The 16,212-nt window shown below is 64.8% G+C and carries 16 protein-coding genes; 8 read left to right on the forward strand and 8 right to left on the reverse strand.

The annotated features are described in order from the left end of the window. The first annotated feature begins 266 nt into the window (after positions 1-266). Positions 267-1,031, forward strand: coding sequence for a CphA family subclass B2 metallo-beta-lactamase (gene cphA / locus BN1143_RS15625; RefSeq protein ID WP_082038583.1), 765 nt, complete (start codon positions 267-269; stop codon positions 1,029-1,031). Between the two features lie 163 nt (positions 1,032-1,194). Continuing rightward, a complete protein-coding gene (locus BN1143_RS15630) occupies positions 1,195-2,487 on the forward strand; it encodes a lipopolysaccharide biosynthesis protein (protein WP_042051301.1) in 1,293 nt (430 codons plus the stop codon). Positions 2,488-2,566: 79 nt separating this feature from the next. On the opposite strand, the gene BN1143_RS15635 is transcribed toward BN1143_RS15630, so the two are convergent. The 5 genes from BN1143_RS15635 to BN1143_RS15655 form a co-directional block, all read right to left on the reverse strand. Next, positions 2,567-2,998 carry a carboxymuconolactone decarboxylase family protein gene (locus tag BN1143_RS15635; RefSeq protein ID WP_019839891.1) on the reverse strand — a complete coding sequence of 144 codons (432 nt, stop codon included), beginning with the start codon at positions 2,996-2,998 and terminating at the stop codon, positions 2,567-2,569. Next, complete coding sequence (locus BN1143_RS15640; RefSeq protein WP_017780216.1) at positions 2,995-3,636, reverse strand: FMN-dependent NADH-azoreductase; 642 nt, start codon at positions 3,634-3,636, stop codon at positions 2,995-2,997. Before BN1143_RS15640 ends, BN1143_RS15635 begins: the two co-directional genes overlap by 4 nt. After that, positions 3,633-4,067: a GNAT family N-acetyltransferase gene (locus BN1143_RS15645; RefSeq protein ID WP_042051304.1), complete on the reverse strand. Its 435-nt coding sequence runs from the start codon at positions 4,065-4,067 to the stop codon at positions 3,633-3,635. The genes BN1143_RS15640 and BN1143_RS15645 overlap by 4 nt, the downstream gene beginning before the upstream one ends. 126 nt (positions 4,068-4,193) lie before the next feature. After that, a complete protein-coding gene (locus BN1143_RS15650; RefSeq protein ID WP_042051306.1) occupies positions 4,194-5,438 on the reverse strand; it encodes a DEAD/DEAH box helicase in 1,245 nt (414 codons plus the stop codon). A gap of 102 nt (positions 5,439-5,540) precedes the next feature. Further along, positions 5,541-6,410: a LysR family transcriptional regulator gene (locus BN1143_RS15655; protein ID WP_017764057.1), complete on the reverse strand. Its 870-nt coding sequence runs from the start codon at positions 6,408-6,410 to the stop codon at positions 5,541-5,543. A 219-nt stretch (positions 6,411-6,629) separates the two neighbouring features. Here BN1143_RS15655 and BN1143_RS15660 point away from each other — a divergent pair, with 219 nt between their 5' ends. Next, complete coding sequence (locus BN1143_RS15660) at positions 6,630-7,862, forward strand: MFS transporter (RefSeq protein ID WP_042051309.1); 1,233 nt, start codon at positions 6,630-6,632, stop codon at positions 7,860-7,862. A gap of 6 nt (positions 7,863-7,868) precedes the next feature. On the opposite strand, the gene BN1143_RS15665 is transcribed toward BN1143_RS15660, so the two are convergent. Then, positions 7,869-8,324, reverse strand: coding sequence for a hypothetical protein (locus BN1143_RS15665; protein WP_042051311.1), 456 nt, complete (start codon positions 8,322-8,324; stop codon positions 7,869-7,871). Between the two features lie 170 nt (positions 8,325-8,494). Here BN1143_RS15665 and BN1143_RS15670 point away from each other — a divergent pair, with 170 nt between their 5' ends. Beyond that, on the forward strand, positions 8,495-9,403 hold the full coding sequence (locus BN1143_RS15670; RefSeq protein WP_042051314.1) for an SAM hydrolase/SAM-dependent halogenase family protein: 909 nt from the start codon (positions 8,495-8,497) through the stop codon (positions 9,401-9,403). Positions 9,404-9,596: 193 nt separating this feature from the next. Continuing rightward, the gene (locus BN1143_RS15675) at positions 9,597-12,647 is read left to right on the forward strand and encodes a cytochrome c peroxidase (protein WP_042051317.1); all 3,051 of its coding nucleotides are present in this window, start codon (positions 9,597-9,599) and stop codon (positions 12,645-12,647) included. 70 nt (positions 12,648-12,717) lie between these two features. Here BN1143_RS15675 and BN1143_RS15680 read toward each other — a convergent pair whose 3' ends face one another. Beyond that, positions 12,718-13,011, reverse strand: coding sequence for a hypothetical protein (locus BN1143_RS15680; protein ID WP_042051319.1), 294 nt, complete (start codon positions 13,009-13,011; stop codon positions 12,718-12,720). Positions 13,012-13,155: 144 nt separating this feature from the next. Continuing rightward, positions 13,156-13,716, reverse strand: coding sequence for a gamma carbonic anhydrase family protein (locus BN1143_RS15685; RefSeq protein ID WP_042051321.1), 561 nt, complete (start codon positions 13,714-13,716; stop codon positions 13,156-13,158). Between the two features lie 230 nt (positions 13,717-13,946). On the opposite strand from BN1143_RS15685, the gene BN1143_RS15690 reads away from it, so the two are divergent. The 3 genes from BN1143_RS15690 (at position 13,947) to BN1143_RS15700 (ending at position 16,002) form a co-directional block, all read left to right on the forward strand. Further along, positions 13,947-14,594 (forward strand): ribonuclease T2 family protein, encoded by a 648-nt coding sequence (locus BN1143_RS15690; RefSeq protein ID WP_017781081.1) that lies wholly within the window; start codon positions 13,947-13,949, stop codon positions 14,592-14,594. Positions 14,595-14,662: 68 nt separating this feature from the next. After that, a complete protein-coding gene (locus tag BN1143_RS15695; RefSeq protein ID WP_042051325.1) occupies positions 14,663-14,947 on the forward strand; it encodes a Pathogenicity locus in 285 nt (94 codons plus the stop codon). Beyond that, positions 14,944-16,002: an NAD(P)H-dependent flavin oxidoreductase gene (locus tag BN1143_RS15700; RefSeq protein WP_042051327.1), complete on the forward strand. Its 1,059-nt coding sequence runs from the start codon at positions 14,944-14,946 to the stop codon at positions 16,000-16,002. The genes BN1143_RS15695 and BN1143_RS15700 overlap by 4 nt, the downstream gene beginning before the upstream one ends. Positions 16,003-16,212 lie beyond the last annotated feature (210 nt).

Below are 16,212 nucleotides of genomic sequence, written 5' to 3' on the forward strand. Positions count from 1 at the left end.
GGGAGAGGGCTAGGGTGAGGGGCTGCTATCTGTGTTGTCGTTTCGTTTTGAGCCTTTACCTCTCCCCACTTCCCGCACCGTCGCTCGCCATATTGGTCGTGGCTCGCTGCCGATCCCCCCTGATTTTTCTGACTTCCACCTGACTTCACCCAGACTTCACACAACCTCATTTTCCCTTCACAAATCCCCCGTATTTTCTGCCCACTGATAAATGGGCCCGGCTTGCCACAGGGGTGGCGAGGGGGCGGTTGGTTCGAGGGAGCAAGATGATGAAAGGTTGGATAAAGTGCGGATTGGCCGGGGCCCTGGTGCTGATGGCGAGTTTCTGGGGTGGCAGCGTGCGGGCGGCGGGGATGTCGCTGACGCAGGTGAGCGGCCCTGTCTACGTTGTCGAGGACAACTACTACATACAGGAAAACTCCATGGTCTATTTCGGGGCCAGGGGGGTGACTGTGGTGGGGGCAACCTGGACGCCGGATACCGCCCGCGAGCTGCACAAGCTGATCAAACGGGTCAGCCGCAAGCCGGTGCTGGAGGTGATCAACACCAACTACCACACCGACCGTGCCGGCGGTAACGCCTACTGGAAGTCCATCGGAGCCAAGGTGGTATCGACCCGTCAGACCCGGGATCTGATGAAGAGCGACTGGGCCGAGATTGTCGCCTTTACCCGCAAGGGGTTGCCGGAGTACCCGGACTTGCCGCTGGTGCTGCCCAACGTGGTGCACGAGGGCGACTTCACGCTGCAAGAGGGCAAGCTGCGCGCCTTCTACGCGGGCCCGGCCCACACGCCGGACGGCATCTTTGTCTACTTCCCCGACGAGCAGGTGCTCTATGGCAACTGCATCCTCAAGGAGAAGCTGGGCAACCTGAGCTTTGCCGATGTGAAGGCCTATCCACAGACCCTTGAGCGGCTGAAAGCGATGAAGCTGCCAATCAAGACGGTGGTGGGCGGTCACGACTCGCCGCTGCACGGCCCTGAGCTTATCGATCACTACGAGGCGCTGATCAAGGCCGCGCCCCAGTCATAAGCCGGCGCGGCGGCAGCCGGAGGACGCGCTGGACGCACTAAAGAAGGCGCCCGGCCGGGCGTTGCTGGCAGGGGGACGCCCTTGCCCCCTGTTTCGGGCTGTTCAAGGGCGGCCCCCTTTCATAAGATGGGCCTCTCTTCACGCAGTTAGCGGGCCTTTCGTGATGCACGCAATTCAAGACGAACAACCCGATTCACTTGGCCGCCTCAAGCAGGCTTTCATCACCGGCATGTGGGCGTCCCTTGCCAGCATCATCATCGGCTTCGCCTTCAAGGTGTGGCTGGCGCAGTGGGTGGCCAAGGGGGATCTGGCGCTGTTCAACAGCGTGGTGGATTTGATCTCGCTGTCCCTCATCCTGATGACCGGCTTTCGCTCCTCCATGGTGGTGAGCTACTCCCAGACCAAAAATGATCGGGACATCATCAATATCTTCCGCTACTTCCTCATCGGCATGGTGCTGCTCACCTGGGGGCTGGTGATCCCCTACATCAAGCACGGGCTCCATATCCGGGCCGAATATCTGCAACTGGTGGGGGTCATCTTCGGGCTGGGGCTCAAGGTCTACTTCACCAATCTGGTGGCCATGTATCGGATGTACGGGATCTCCAACCGGGTCACCTGGCTGGAGCCGCTGGCCAATGGTCTGCTGTTTATGGCCTGTTATTTCGCACTTGGCCTTGATGCGCTTGCTTCGCTCTTCTACGGGCTGACCTTCTCCTCGCTCGGCATCGCCGGCTACATGTATCTGCACCGGCGTAGGGCCATCGCCACCCGGCCGCTGGCCAGGGTCGAGCTTGGCCCCGAGATGCGCAGCTATGTGAAGAAGAGCTTTACCGCATCCCTCGAGGCGGGGGCCAGCATCCTGATGATCTACATCACGGTACTGCTCACCATTCGCCACTTCAGCCTCGACGAGCTGGGGGATTTTCAGGTGGTGGTGCGCCCCATCTTCACCTACATGACCACCCTGTTCGTTTTCCCCATCTACCGCTTCGTGCTGCCTGAGCTGGCGGTCAATCTGCGCAGCGGCGATCACCGCCAGATCCGCCTGATCCGGCGCTGGATCTTCCGCCTCAGCGCCATCGTCAGCCTGGTGTTCTTTCTGGTGATGCTGCTGGCGGGCAAGCCGCTGGTGTCGCTGCTGTTCCCGGCCGACTACCTGGGGGCCGTGCCGGTGCTGCTGCACTTCTCCCTCTTCTTCATCTTCATGATGCTCAATGGCTACCAGCTCGCCTATATCAAGGCCCACGGCCACTTCACCCAGAGCCTGCTGATCCGCGCGGTGGGTATAGTGGCGCTGGTGGCGGCCTACTACCTGGTGGCCCGCTTCACCACCAACGTGGTGGCCATTATCGTGGCGCTGGGCCTCGGTTATCTGGTGATGTTCGTGCTCTCCACCCTGGCCGAGCAGCGCATCCTGCGGGCCCTGCCGCCCGTGCTGGCCAGCCACGGGTAGCCGCCGGCCAGCCAATAAAAAACGCCCGCTTGGGCGTTTTTTATTGGGTCGCGAATACAGGCTAAGCGCCGTCTGCGGGTTACAGCAGCATGCCAACGGCCAGCCGGTTGAAGGCATTCATCAGGGCGGCCGCCAGGGTCAGGTCCGAGATCTCGCGATCGGAAAAATGGGACTTGAGCGGTGCGTAGCGCTCGTCCGGTGCGCCTACCTCATGGACATAAGTGAGCGTCTCGGCCCAGGCCAGGGCGGCGCGCTCGCGTTCGCTGAACAGGCTGCTGACCCGCCATCCCGCCAGACAATCGAGTTTTTGCTGCGACACCTCGCACTCGCGCAGCGCCTTGGCGTGCATCCCTAGGCAGAAGGCGCAGCCGTTGATCTGCGAGATGCGCAGATAGACCAGCTCCAGCAAGGGGGCACCGAGGGGGCCTGAGGCCAGGGCGTCGCTGGTGGCGCGCAGCCCTTGATAGGCCTCGGCTGACAGGGTGGAAAAGGGAAGTCTTGGTTGGGTCATGGCAGTACTCCAAGGTGGTGTGGATCGGCAAGCCGGCTAAACAGGGGCTGCTGCGCCAGCAGCGCGCGGTTGGTGTCGATGGTCTGGCGCACAGCCTCGTCACCGAACACCAGTCCCTGCAGATAGAAGAAATGGATGTTGAACAGCCCCAGGGTGTTGAGCGCGTGGCGCAGGTAGGGGGTCAGGAAATCGGGTTGCCCGGCTCGCGGGCCCTGATGAAAGCCGCCAGATCCCACCAGGACGTAGACGGGGCGGTCGGCCAGCAGCCCCAGCTTGCCCTCGGCACTCGACTGGAAGGTGCGATGGATGCGCAGCACATAGTCAATCCACAGCTTGAGGGCGGCCGGCAGGGTGAAGTTGTGCAGCGGGGTGGCGATGAGCAGGGCATCGCTCTGCTCCAGCTCCCGGATCAGCGTCTCGGAGAGGGCCAGCTCGGGGGCGTCAAAGGGGGTGGCCGTGGTCAGCGCCTGTACATAGGCCTGGCTCAGCGCCGGCAGGGGGTCAGTGCCAACAGGGCGTTCGACCAGAGCGAGGGCCGGGTGCGCTTGCCGCAGACAGGCCACCAGATCCAGCGCCAACCGGTTGGCGTGAGAGGCAGCCCCCTGGGCGCTGGCGTTGATCAGCAGTACCTGGTTCATGGGCGCAGATCCTCGCAAAAGTGCATCCCGCGGGAGAGCAACCCGCAGCGAAAGTAGAAGCGCTGGGCCAGCGCATTGTGCAGGCCGGTATCGAGCACCAGGTGATCGCACCCCAGCCGCAGGGCTTCGGCGCGCACGGCGTCCAGGAGCTGCGCCCCCAGGCCGCTGCGCTGCAGGTCGGGACTGACGACGAGATCGTCGATATAGATAAAGCGCCCGTAGATGAGGTTCTCCTGCAGGCGATAGCCGGCCAGGCCGACGATGCGTTCGGCGTCCCGCGCGGCCAGCAGGCGATAGCCTTGTTGCGTCTGCCTGGTGAGCTGCGCCACATAGCGCTCCGGGCAGCTGAGGTGGGGGCGCAGCTGCTGCATCAGGGCGAAGCTGGCGGCAAAGGCCGCTTCGTCGTCGAGGGGGTGGAGAGTGTGTGCCACATCTGGTGTCCATGCTGGGGTGATGAGGCACTGTATGCCCGTCATGGACCCGCTCACAGGGCCAAAAACGGTGTAAATGAGTAGGCCATGTGGCCGTGCGGAGGGAGCCTGGGCTCCCTCACCGGATCAGCGGCGGGCCTTGCTCTTGTTGCCTGCAAGCGCCTGCTTTCTGGCGCGCTGCTTCTGGGCTGCCTTGCTGCTGCGGCGCGGTTCGGGCTCGAAGCGGGTCAGATCCGGTTCAAAGCCCGGGAACCACTGCTGGGGCAGGCGGGTGTCGAGCACCGCCTCCACCTTCTCTAGCAGCGGCGCATCTTCCGGGCTGAACAAGGTGATGGCGAGCCCCTTGTTGCCGGCGCGACCGGTGCGACCGATGCGGTGCACGTAATCCTCCGCCACAAACGGGAATTCCATATTGATCACGTAGTTGAGATCCGTGATGTCGAGGCCGCGGGCCGCCACGTCGGTGGCAACCAGCGCCTGCAGGGTGCCGGCGCGAAACTCCAGCAGCACCTTCTCCCGCGCCCCTTGTGACAGGTCACCGTGGAAGGCCAGAGCATTGATGCCGGCCTTGCCGAGCTGCTGGGCCAGCTTGTCGGCCCCCTGCCGGGTGCGGCTGAAGATCAGGGCCGGCGCCCAGCCCTTCACTGTGAGCATGTGTTCGACCAGCGCCAGCTTGCGATCGCTGTCCACCGTATAGACCCGCTGCTCCACCTCGGCTGCCGTGGTGTTGCGCGGTGCCACTTCAATCAGTGCCGGGTCGCGCAGCAGCACTTTGCTCAAGGCAAACAGATTGTCGTCGCAGGTGGCCGAAAAGAGCAGGGTCTGGCGATCCGCCGGGATCTGTTTGAGCAGCGCCTTGATCTCGTCCATAAAGCCCATGTCGAGCATGCGGTCCGCCTCGTCAAACACCAGATGGCGCAGCGCCGCCAGACTTAAAGCCCCCTGCCGCAGGTGATCGAGCAGCCGGCCCGGGGTGGCGATCAGGATATCCACCCCGGCTCTCAACGCCTCCACCTGTGCGGCTATGCTCACCCCGCCGTAGACCAGCGTGCTGGTGAGATCGGTACCCTTGGCGTAGCGCGTGACGCTCTCATGTACCTGCACCGCCAGCTCGCGGGTCGGCACCAGCACCAGGGCGCGGATGGGGCGGGCATCGCTCGCCGGGTGTTGCAGCAACTGCTCCAGCAGCGGCAGTACGAAGGCGGCGGTCTTGCCGGTGCCGGTCTGGGCACCCGCCATCAGATCGCGCCCCGCCAGAATGACCGGGATGGCGCTGGCCTGCACCGGGGTCGGCGCGATGTAGCCAAGCTCGGTCAGGGTCTGCTGCAGGCGGGGGGAGAGCGCCAGATCGGCGAAGGAGGCAATGGACATAAGGGTACCCGTCGGGATGGGCGCGGCCACGCCGCGCTGGAAACAGTCTTGATGGCCGGCATGGTAACAGATGCGGGGCCGCGGGCAGAAGGCGCAGCCGGCTCAGCGGCAGTGAAACACCTCTTCCAGTGCGTCCACCACGGCGCGCACCCGGCTGGCTTTTTGCAGGTCGGGGTGGAGCACCAGCCAGATGTCGACCGGATCGCACAGGGTGGGCAGCACGCGCACCAGTTCCGGCTCCTTGTCCGCCAGAAAGGTGGAGAGCAGGGCGATGCCGAGCCCCTGGCGAGCCGCCGCCAGCAACAGCAGCTGGGCGTTGCACTGCAGCACCACGTTGGGCTCGTGCAGCGGCTCCCCGCACAGGCTGTGCCAGTGGCGGGAGACCAGCTCCCTGGCAAACAGCAGCAGGGCGTGCTGGCTGAGGGCGTGGCCGCTCTTGGGCGTGCCGTGGCGGGCCAGATAGTCGCGAGAGGCATAGAGCCCCATCTCTATGGTGGTGAGGCGCTTGATCACCAGCTCGTCGTTGTCCGGGCGCAGCCCGCGGATGGCGAGATCGGCCTCCCGGTAGGCGATGTCGCTGACGCTGACCGCGGTCTGCAGGCTGAGTCGGATGCCGGGATGGCGCTCGCGCAGCAGGGTGAGGGCGGGCAAAACGAAGGCCTGGGCCAGGGTGTCGGTGGTGGCGATGCGCACCTCGCCACACAGGCTCTGATCGCCGGCGCTCGCCTTGCGTTCGATGGCCTTGATGGCCTGCTCCATGGCGCTGGCATCCGCCAGCATGGCCTCGCCGAGGGGGCTGAGATCATAGAGCTTGGGGGTGCGGATAAAGAGTTTGGAGCCGAGGTTCTGCTCCAACGCCGTGATGCGGCGCCCCACGGTGGCCTGATCGACCCCCAGTACGCCGGCGGCGCCGCGCAGGGTGCCCTGCCGTGCCAGTGCCAGAAAAAACCGCGCGTCGTCCCAGTTGATCATCGAGCCTCCCGTTTGTCAGCCCCTGTTGGAGCTTGCTCATTAGAAGCCAGCGCCGGCGGGAGCACAAGGCGAGAGTGCCCTTGTCGACATGCAGATAGATGCCACTGACATGCATTATTGAAGCAGGCTGATGCATTTGTGTCGCTGTCGAGGGGCGGCGGCGGGCGCTATCATGGCGTCTCTCGTCAGCGGTCTTGCCCGCCCTCATCGGAGCCTTGCATGTCATCATCTCTCTGTGCCGCCGCCCCCTCTGCGGCGGCTACCTCCCATCGCGCCATCCTGCTGTTTCTGCCGCTGGCGCTGATGTCGGCGCTGCTCAACAGCAGCGTGCCCACCCCCCTCTATCCCCACTATCAGCAGGCGCTGGCCCTGAGCGATGTGAGCCTAACCCTCATCTATGGCGGCTATGCGGGCGGGGTGCTGATCTCCCTGTTCGGGGTGGGCAATCTGGCGGGCAGGGTGAGTGATCTGCGCGCCATGATCCTGCCGGCCCTGCTGGCGGTACTGGGGGGCGCCCTGCTGTTTGCTCTCGCGGACTCCTTCTGGTCGCTATTGCTGGCGCGGGTGCTGGCCGGGATCGGCACCGGCGCCCTGACCGGCGCCGCCAACGTGGCTCTGCTGCGCTTCGGCCCGCGCGATGGCGGCAAGCGGGCGGCCCTCAGCGCGACCCTCTCCTTCACCGCCGGGCTGGCACTCGGCCCGGTGTTCAGCGGGTTGGCGCTGCAGCTGGAGTGCTATCCGACCCAACTGCCCTTCCTGCTCATCATGGGGCTGGCGGCCTGCGCCATGGCGGGGGTGGCATTGAGCTGGCCCGCCAGCGCGCAAGGGGCGCCTGCTGCGGCAACCCAGCAGGGCAGGGGATCGCTGGGGGAGGGGCTCAAGGCCACCGGGGCGGCTTTCTTCATCTGTGCACTGGCGCTGTTTACCGCCTGGGCGGTGGCGGCCAGCCTGCTGGCCATCGGCCCCAAGGTGGCGAGTCAGCTGTTGGGGCTGCGGGATCTCGGCCTGTTCGGCTATCTCATTGCGGCCTACATGGTGCTCTCCGGCCTCTGTCAGCTCTGGGCCCGTCGGCTCGATGCCCGCCATACCCTGCAAAGCGGCGCTCTGGCGCTGGCGCTCTGCATGCTGCTGTTTGCCGGCGCCGTGCATGCCCAGTCGTGGTGGCTGGCGGTGCTCGGCTTGCTGGTGGCCGGTTATGCCCAGGGCGCGGTGTTCGTCGGCAGTGCGACCCTGGTCAACCGCATCGCGCCGGCTGCCAGCCACGCCCGGCTGGTGTCGCTCTTTTACGTGATCGCCTATGTGGCGAACTGGGTGCCTGTGCTGCTGGGCTGGGTCAGCGACGGGGCCGGCGTGCAGGCGGCGGTGGATCTGCTCACCATCGGCAGCGTGCTGATCAGCCTAGGGCTGGCCTGGGCGGCCTGGCGCACCCGCTTCGAGCCGGCTGCCGGCTAGCGTGACTCAGTCGGCCAGCACCACCCGCTCGGCCGACAAATGGTGCATCCATTCGCGCAGGATCAACAGGGCAGCGGCAAAGTGCCGGGTCTTGGGCAAGTTGGCTGCGGCCAGCGGGTCACCCTCCACCATGGCGGCAAACTGGCCGAACAGCTGCTCCAGGCTCTCCCGGCTCAGTTCACGACTGCCGAGCGCCTCGGCCAGCGGTAGCGGCGCCTGCAGGGTCACCACTTCATGGGGCGGCACCTCGGCGGCCAGCGGCATCAGCACGTCCTCCACCACCATGATGGCCTGCTCCAGCTCCAGCGCGCTCGGTGGATCCCGGCGAAACGGGCCCGGCGTCATGGCCTCGAGGCCGAAGCCCAAGGTGCGGGTAAAGCGGGTGCCGTCGGCCCGGGTCAGCTGCAGCTGGCTGCTGTGCTCCCCCAGGCTGAGCAGGATGGCGGTCTGGTTGCGGGTCATGGGGTCTCCTTGTAGCGGTCGCGACTCTGCCCTATCCATACACCCGCCGCGACCTGCTGGCGAGGGCTTTCGGCGCCCCCCATCCGGGGAATACGGCTTGCAATATATGGAACTAATGGCATTCTGGATGTCTAGATGGTTGTCTTGTCGTTACCTTCAGGAGCTTAGATATGGATATTCGTACCGCCCCCCGTGCGCTTGCGCTCGCCCTGTTGCTGGCCAGCAGCCTTGCCACCGCCAACGAGGCACTGGTGATCCAGACCGACTTCGGTCTCAAGGATGGTGCCGTTTCGGCCATGAAGGGGGTCGCCTTCGGGGTGGATCGCACCCTGCCACTCTATGACCTGACCCACGAGATCCCGGCCTACAACATCTGGGAAGCCTCCTACCGTCTCTATCAGACCCTGCAGTACTGGCCCAAGGGGACTGTGTTCGTCAGCGTGGTGGATCCGGGGGTCGGCACCGATCGCAAGTCGGTGGTGCTCAAGACCAAGAGCGGCCACTACATCGTCAGTCCGGACAACGGCACCCTGACCCTGGTGGCGGAGCATTTCGGCATCGATACCGTGCGCCAGATCGACGAGAAGACCAACCGCCTCAAGGGCTCCGAGAAGTCCTACACCTTCCACGGCCGCGACGTCTACGCCTACACCGGCGCCCGGCTCGCCTCCGGTGCCATCAGCTATGAGCAAGTAGGGCCCAAGCTGCCGGCCGAGGTGGTGAAGATCCCTTATCAGCCGGCAGTGGCCGAGCAGGATGGCACCCTCAAGGGCACCATTCCGATCCTGGACGTTCAGTACGGCAACGTCTGGACCAACATCGACGACAGCCTGCTGACCAAGGCGGGGATCAACAAGGGCGACAACGCCTGCATCAAGATCAGCGAAGGGGATGCGCTGAAATACGAGGGCAAGGCCCCCTATGTCAGCAGCTTTGGCGATGTGCCGGAAGGCCAGCCGCTGGTCTACCTCAACAGCCTGCTGCAGGTGTCGGTAGCGCTGAACATGGACAGCTTCGCCGCCCAACATCAGGTGCAATCCGGCGCCAACTGGCATATCAGCCTGAAGAAGTGCTCCTGATTGCGAGCTGAAGTTGCCGGGTGACCGGTACACGGAGATAAAGAGGGCAGGCATCGACGGATGCCTGCCCTCTTGTCATGGTGCCCGAGGCAGGATGGTTGTTGTCAAAACACATATTTGCAAGGTGATATTGATAATGATTGTCATTTGACTGGATAATCGCCGACTCCTCAGACCACTCACCCTTTGCCCGATGAAAACCAGCCTCTTACTGGTCAGCCTGCTGATCCTGACCGCCTGCAATGACAACCATAGCCAGGCGCCCGTTCCCTCTGTGCCGGCGGTGACGCCGCCCGTGGTAGAGCCGCCGGTAGAACCTCCGGTGGTGACGCCACCCATAGATCCACCGATTGAACCGGTACCGACCCATACCCGCAGCGAGTTGACCGTGCGGCTCGATGTGACGACCCGTCTGGGGCTGGGGGCCACCCTGCTGCTGCGCCAGGCCGCTACCGGTATCGTGGTAAGTGGGGAGCTGGGGCAGGATAGCTCCTTGGTCATGACGCTGCCGGCCGGTTTGCTGCTGGATCAGCCGCTGGAGCTGGTGGGGAGCGACGGCAGCTATATTCTGCGCGCCGCAACGGCCCGGGTGGCCGATCTCGGTGCCACGACACTGTCGGCCCGGCGCGCTGACGCCCCTTCCTTGCGACTGGATGAAGAGGAGACGGCGCTGTTCCTGCTGGCCGACCGCAATGGGGACGGCACCCTCGATCAGAGCGAGTGGGGGCAACTGGCACAGATCCGTCTGCAACAGCAGCCGCTCATTCAGGACTATGCAACCCTGTTGCTGGCCCAGCGCCAGCCGGGGGCCGAGCTCAACTATCCGGACAGCTGGCAGATGCTGCTGGCCCTGCGTGCCGATCAGGGGGAACGCAGCTGGTATCGGCGCAGCAACAGCGCTCCCATCGAGTCGGCGAGGCGGCTGCTCTATCCCGCCCAACCCAGTCAGCCCGACGAGCCGGAGACAGCCGAGCTGCTGCGCCTTGATGAGCAGGGTCGGCTGACGAGCGGCACTGACTGGCGTTGCCTGCACGATGTGCGCAGCACTGCCGGGGTCAAGGGCAGCCAGTATTGGCTGCACGCCAGCGGCAGCAGTGCATTGCCGCAGGCCAGCCGTGCCGGGCTGGGGGTGGTGCCGACCGGCTGCGGACGCAGTGACTGGCGGCTGCCTGGCCTGGCCGAATTCGAACGGCTGCTGGCGGCGGACAAGCAGAGTTGGCGCTACCCCCACACCTTTGCCCTGGCTGTGCCAACCCGGATCTGGCTGCAGGACGGCGCCGGCCGCCCCGCTCTTTACCAGCCCGCCACGGGCAGCTGGCTCGAGGAGGGGGAGGGCAGCGTGCTCTGGTATGCGCTGGCGCCCTATCCGGTACGCCCTTCGGTCATCCGTGACGACAGCATGCCCGACATGGCCGCCCTGCGCGCCCAGTATGCCGGCCCTGCCGCCCAATGGCCGGTGGCCAGGGTTGATGAGGGGGTCGAGTGGCAGGAGCTGGGGCCGCTGCCGGCGGTACCCTTCCCGGCTGACAACCCTTACAGCCGGGCCAAGGTGGTGCTGGGTCAGCAACTGTTCTTCGACAAGCGGCTCTCCCGGGCGCAAGACATCAGCTGTGCCAGCTGCCACGATCCGCAAAAGGGGTGGAGCGACGGGCTGAGCGTCTCGGTGGGCCACCAGGGGCAGAAGGGGACCCGCAACGCCCCCTCCATCCTCAACAGTGCCTTCAGCAGCAGCCAGTTCTGGGATGGCCGGGTCGCCTCGCTGGAGGAACAGTCCTTGCACCCCATCCAGAACCCGGTAGAGATGGCGCTGGATCACGACGAACTGCTGGCGCGTCTGCAAGCCAGCCGCGACTATCCGGCGGCCTTTGCCACGGCGTTCGGTGATGAGGGGATCAGCCTGGAGCGGATTGCCAAGGCGATCGCCACCTTTGAGCGCACCATCATCAGCCGCGACAGCGACTTCGAGCGCTTCGTCAAAGGCGACGGGCAGGCCCTAAGCGACAAGGCGCTGTGGGGGATGCACCTCTATCGCACCGATGGCCGCTGCATGAACTGCCACTCCGGGCCGCTGCTGAGCCAGTACCGGTTCGAGAGCGTGGGGCTGGCCTACTATGGCCGCAATCTGGAAGATCGTGGCCGTTTCCTGCACACCCGCCAAAAGGCAGACATGGGGCGCTTCAAGACCCCCAGCCTGCGGGATGTGGCATTTACCGCACCTTATATGCACAACGGGGTCTTCCCCATCCTGGCGCAGCGCATCGGCAGTTCCGTGCAGGGGGTGGTGGCCATGTACAACTTCGGGGTGACCAAGTGGAGCAGCGGGGTGGGCTTCCCGACCGGGGTGGCGCAGTACGATCCCTTCTTCCCGCAAGCCTCCGATCACCTGCATGCGCTCGGTCTCTCCAACGACGAGCTGGATGCCATCGGTGAGTTCCTGCGTAGCGTGTCTGCCGAGCCGAGGCGCACTTCGGCCACGGTCGCCGAGCTCGGATTGAGCGGGGTAGCTGACGAGGCGCCGGTGTCTGCCATCGTGATCGATCTGCAGGTGACGCCGGCAGCCCCCCGGCTGGAAGTGGGCCAGGCGCTGGCTCTGCAGGCCGAACTGCGGCTCAGCGATGGCACGCGCAATCCGTCGCAGGGCTCTTTGCAGTGGCGCAGCATGGCGCCGGAGCGGGTCAGCATCGACGGCGATGGAGTGCTGCGCGCTCTGGCGGTGGGGCCGGCCCGGGTGCAGGTGAGCACGGGCGAGCGGATGCTGGAACTGGTGGTGCAGGTGGTGGATGCCCAGCCCGATTTCAGCCTGGGTTGCCGTCATCCCGAGCTGGCGGCGGGCGAGCTGATCTTCGTCTGCCCCTTGACTCGCGTGGAAGCAGACCGGCTGACGCTGGCCTACGACGGCAGCGCCAGGGATGAAGATGGGGATTACAACCCCTTCCCCCACGACTATGTGGTGATGAGCCAGGAGCGGGCTCGCGACTACTGCCAGCAACTGGTGGCGCGTGGCCACGATGATTGGCGCCTGCCGGCGGCCAGGGAGCTGACGGCGCTGTTTGCCGCCTATCATCAGGTCGGTGAGGAGATGAAGCTGCTGACGGAGCAGGGCTGGCCGCTCTACAGCCGGCTCTGGAGTAGCGATGCCCCCAACGACGACGGGGAGGCCCCTCTGCTCGATCCGGGCAGCGGCGAGCTCATCACGGATCTGCCGCAAGAGGCTCACGGCGTCGCCTGCGTGCGGGCTCGTTAGAGGAACCCGAGGCAATGATCTCGACAAGGGCGCTGCGGCGCCCTTTTCATGACCGGTCCAGCGGTGGGCCTTACTGCCCCTTGAGCGGGGCGGCGGCGGGTTGGAGCCGGATGGGCTGGGGCGGTAGCTCGCGCACGCTTACCACCACCTCATAGCGTTTGTCGGCTTCGGCCGGCGGAATGTTCTTGAACAGCGCCTGGGCGGTGGCCTGGGGATCCTGGCCCAGCTTGCTGGCGTGATAGAGGGGAGCGGGCAACGCCGGCGGGCGCGCGTCGGGACGACCGGCTGGCGGGGCTGGCAGCTCGCAGGCCTGGGCCGACAGGCTGGCAAGCAGCAGGGTAAGTGCGAGGGTGTAACGTGACATGGGATGACTCCATCCAGGGAAGATGGCCCATCAAACGCCAGGCGAGCCGCTATCTCAACGGCTTTTACGCTCCCTTTTCACCCTCTTTACAGTCATGACAACGGGCGCCTGGGCGCCCGTTGTGGATCCTGGCAACAGCGGGACTCAGAACTCGTTGGAGAGCGCCTTGTACCCCTTGACCAGATCGATGTTGGTGTGGGCCACGTCCTCGGAGAACTCGGTGGCATCCACCGACACCCGCGGGATATGGTCCAGATCGCTCTGCTGGTTGATGCGGGTGGTGGAGGGGACATAGAACTCGGGCGGCAGATCGCAGCCGTCCACCACCGAGTTGTGGCGCACCACGGCGCCGTCACCGATGTGGCAGTTGAACAGCACGCTGTTGAAGCCGATGAACACCCGGTTACCCACTTCGCACGGGCCGTGGACTATGCTGCGGTGGGCGATGGAGGTGTACTCGCCGATGGTGACCGCCGCGCCGGACTTGGAGTGGATGACGACCCCGTCCTGAATGTTGGAGTTGGCGCCGATGACGATGGGCTCCATGTCGCCGCTGGCATCCACCTCGTCGGCGCGGATCACCGCATAGGGGCCGACAAACACGTTCTCCTTGATGATCACCTTGCCACAGATGATGGCTGTCTTGTCGATATAGGCTGACTCGTCGATGACCGGCAGATGGCCGGAGGGATTCTTGCGGATCATGTTACATCCTGTTGAAGAGGAAAGCGGACGGGAAACAGGCCGGACGTGCGGGCCCGCCGGAGAGTCAGCTTACGCCTCGGTGCCGGGAGGGGAAACCCTTTACTGGTCTGACCCCGACATTGGCCGGCGCCTCGGCAGGGTGTTCCCTTTGGGCAAAATATGGGAGCATGGCCGTTCCCGAGGGCGAAACGGCCCGCTCGACACTATTTGCATAACCCTGGATATCCAAGATGAAGAAGATTGTTGTGCTGCTCGGCATGCTGCTGGCCCCCTGGTTCTCCTCTGCCGTTCAGGCCAAAGGGGAGGCCGGCGAGTTTGATTATTACGCCATGGCGCTCTCCTGGTCACCGGAGCACTGCGCCATCAAGCCGGCCGACCGGGACCAATGTTCCCGTCAGCTGGGATTCGTGCTGCACGGGCTCTGGCCCCAGTACCAGCGCGGCTACCCGAGCAGTTGTACCCGCGAGCGGCTGGATCCGGCGATGGAGCAGGAGTTTGCCGGCCTCTATCCCAGCCGCTTTCTCTATCGCCATGAGTGGGAGAAGCACGGCACCTGCTCCGGCCTGAGCCAGCGCGATTTTCATCAGCTGGCCAGCGACCTGCGCCAGAAAGTGAAGATCCCGGCCGCCTATCAGTCTCCCGCCGAGCCGCTGCGCAAGAGCCGCTTCCAGCTCAAGGCGGATCTGGCCAGTGCCAACGACTGGCTGGCACCTGACAACATCACGGTGGCCTGCGCCGACGGTGGCCGCTTCCTGCGGGAGGTCTATATCTGCCTCAACAAGGAGGGGACCGATGCCGTCACCTGTTCCGACGAGATGCAAAAGCGCGAGTTGCGCTCCTGCGGTCAGCCGGACTTCCTGCTGCGCAGCGTACGTTGACCACTTGTCTTCATCAGGCCCCTCGCGGGCCTGATGTGCAATGAGGGTATGGGAAAGGAGTCTTATCAATGAAGAGCAAGCAAGGATTTTCGGGCGAGGAGCGGGCGCTGCTGCTCGGCGTGAAAGGGGTGGGGCCCACCGTCATCGGGCGGCTTGAACAGCTTGGTTACCACAATCTGGTGCAATTGGCCGCGGCCGACACCGGCCATATCGTGCAGCTGGTGGCCAGCATGCTGGGGTCGACCTGCTGGCAGAACAGTCCGCAGGCCCGCGCGGCCATCGATGGGGCCATCGCGCTGGCGCGCAGCCAGGTCGGCGGCGTCACTCCCGAGCGGCAAGAGGCGACATCATGACGCTGTTTGCCGAACTGGGGTTGCGCTATCCCATCATTCAGGCCCCCATGGCCGGTGTGCAGGACAGTGCGCTGGCCCTGGCCGTGACCCGGGCCGGCGCTCTGGGCTCATTGCCCGCGGCCATGCAGAGCCTCGCTACCTTACGCGAAGAGCTGAGCCGGCTGGCGGCGAGCGGTGGGCCGTTCAACATCAACTTCTTCTGCCATCGGCAGGAAGCGCCGGATCCCGCCGCCCAGGTGCGCTGGCTGCAGCGGCTGGCGCCCTACTATGACGAATACGGCGTGCGTGATGCTGCCGGCACGGTAGCTCCCAGCCGGGCTCCGTTCAATGTCGAGCATGCCGCCATGGTGGCCGAGTTCAAACCGGCCGTGGTCAGTTTCCACTTCGGGCTGCCCGAGCCCGAGTTGCTGGTTAGGGTGAAAGCCAGCGGGGCCAAGATATTGGCCAGCGCCACCACGGTCGCAGAAGCCTGCTGGCTTGCCGACCATGGCGCCGATGCCATCATCGCCCAGGGGCTGGAGGCCGGCGGCCATCGCGGCCATTTCCTCGAGGACGATCTCAGCCTGCAGCAGGGCACCTTTACCCTGTTGCCACAGATAGTAGAGGCGGTGAGGCTGCCGGTCATCGCCGCCGGCGGCATTGTCGATGGTGTCGGCATTCGCGCCGCACTGGCGCTGGGGGCCAGCGCCGTGCAGATGGGCACCGCCTTTCTCTGTTGTCATGAAGCCACCACCTCAACCCTGCATCGGGCGGCGCTGCACTCGCCGGCAGGGCGACACACGGCGCTGACCAACCTGTTCAGCGGTCGCCCAGCCCGCGGCATCGTCAATCGCCTGATGCGAGAGTTGGGCCCGCTGTCCGAAGCCGTGCCTGCCTTTCCTCATGCCAGTGGCGCCCTGGCCCCACTGCGCAGTGCGGCCGAACTGCGGGGGGATGCAGGGTGCTCGCCGCTCTGGGCTGGCCAGAATGTTTCCGGTTGCCGTGACTGGCCGGCTGCCGAGCTGATCTCGCTTTGGGTAAAAGAAGCAGGGTTGGCTGATGTTATGGCTATATAGGAAGCCAAAGCGAGCGCTGGCTCGGGTTGAAGGTCAGAAAAGAGGGGGAGAAGAGGACTCGGATCCCCTGTTTTACTCGCCATCTGTGGATAAGTTTGTATAAAAGCTGTGCTTGGATATGAATAACTAAAAAAGTGCGCTTTTTTGCAATTTTATTGCATTCGACCCCTTGCCAGCGTGATCAATCTCTCTATAATGCGCCCCATCGAC

It is taken from the genome of Aeromonas dhakensis, assembly GCF_000820305.1.
Taxonomy (GTDB): Bacteria; Pseudomonadota; Gammaproteobacteria; order Enterobacterales; family Aeromonadaceae; genus Aeromonas; species Aeromonas dhakensis.

What these genes read in the sequence shown, in the direction of transcription:
- cphA (WP_082038583.1), top strand. Translation starts at nt 267, where the DNA reads ATGATGAAAGGTTGGATAAAGTGCGGATTGGCCGGGGCCCTGGTGCTG.
- BN1143_RS15630 (WP_042051301.1), top strand. Translation starts at nt 1,195, where the DNA reads ATGCACGCAATTCAAGACGAACAACCCGATTCACTTGGCCGCCTCAAG.
- BN1143_RS15635 (WP_019839891.1), bottom strand. Translation starts at nt 2,998, where the DNA reads ATGACCCAACCAAGACTTCCCTTTTCCACCCTGTCAGCCGAGGCCTAT.
- BN1143_RS15640 (WP_017780216.1), bottom strand. Translation starts at nt 3,636, where the DNA reads ATGAACCAGGTACTGCTGATCAACGCCAGCGCCCAGGGGGCTGCCTCT.
- BN1143_RS15650 (WP_042051306.1), bottom strand. Translation starts at nt 5,438, where the DNA reads ATGTCCATTGCCTCCTTCGCCGATCTGGCGCTCTCCCCCCGCCTGCAG.
- BN1143_RS15655 (WP_017764057.1), bottom strand. Translation starts at nt 6,410, where the DNA reads ATGATCAACTGGGACGACGCGCGGTTTTTTCTGGCACTGGCACGGCAG.
- BN1143_RS15660 (WP_042051309.1), top strand. Translation starts at nt 6,630, where the DNA reads ATGTCATCATCTCTCTGTGCCGCCGCCCCCTCTGCGGCGGCTACCTCC.
- BN1143_RS15665 (WP_042051311.1), bottom strand. Translation starts at nt 8,324, where the DNA reads ATGACCCGCAACCAGACCGCCATCCTGCTCAGCCTGGGGGAGCACAGC.
- BN1143_RS15670 (WP_042051314.1), top strand. Translation starts at nt 8,495, where the DNA reads ATGGATATTCGTACCGCCCCCCGTGCGCTTGCGCTCGCCCTGTTGCTG.
- BN1143_RS15675 (WP_042051317.1), top strand. Translation starts at nt 9,597, where the DNA reads ATGAAAACCAGCCTCTTACTGGTCAGCCTGCTGATCCTGACCGCCTGC.
- BN1143_RS15680 (WP_042051319.1), bottom strand. Translation starts at nt 13,011, where the DNA reads ATGTCACGTTACACCCTCGCACTTACCCTGCTGCTTGCCAGCCTGTCG.
- BN1143_RS15685 (WP_042051321.1), bottom strand. Translation starts at nt 13,716, where the DNA reads ATGATCCGCAAGAATCCCTCCGGCCATCTGCCGGTCATCGACGAGTCA.
- BN1143_RS15690 (WP_017781081.1), top strand. Translation starts at nt 13,947, where the DNA reads ATGAAGAAGATTGTTGTGCTGCTCGGCATGCTGCTGGCCCCCTGGTTC.
- BN1143_RS15695 (WP_042051325.1), top strand. Translation starts at nt 14,663, where the DNA reads ATGAAGAGCAAGCAAGGATTTTCGGGCGAGGAGCGGGCGCTGCTGCTC.
- BN1143_RS15700 (WP_042051327.1), top strand. Translation starts at nt 14,944, where the DNA reads ATGACGCTGTTTGCCGAACTGGGGTTGCGCTATCCCATCATTCAGGCC.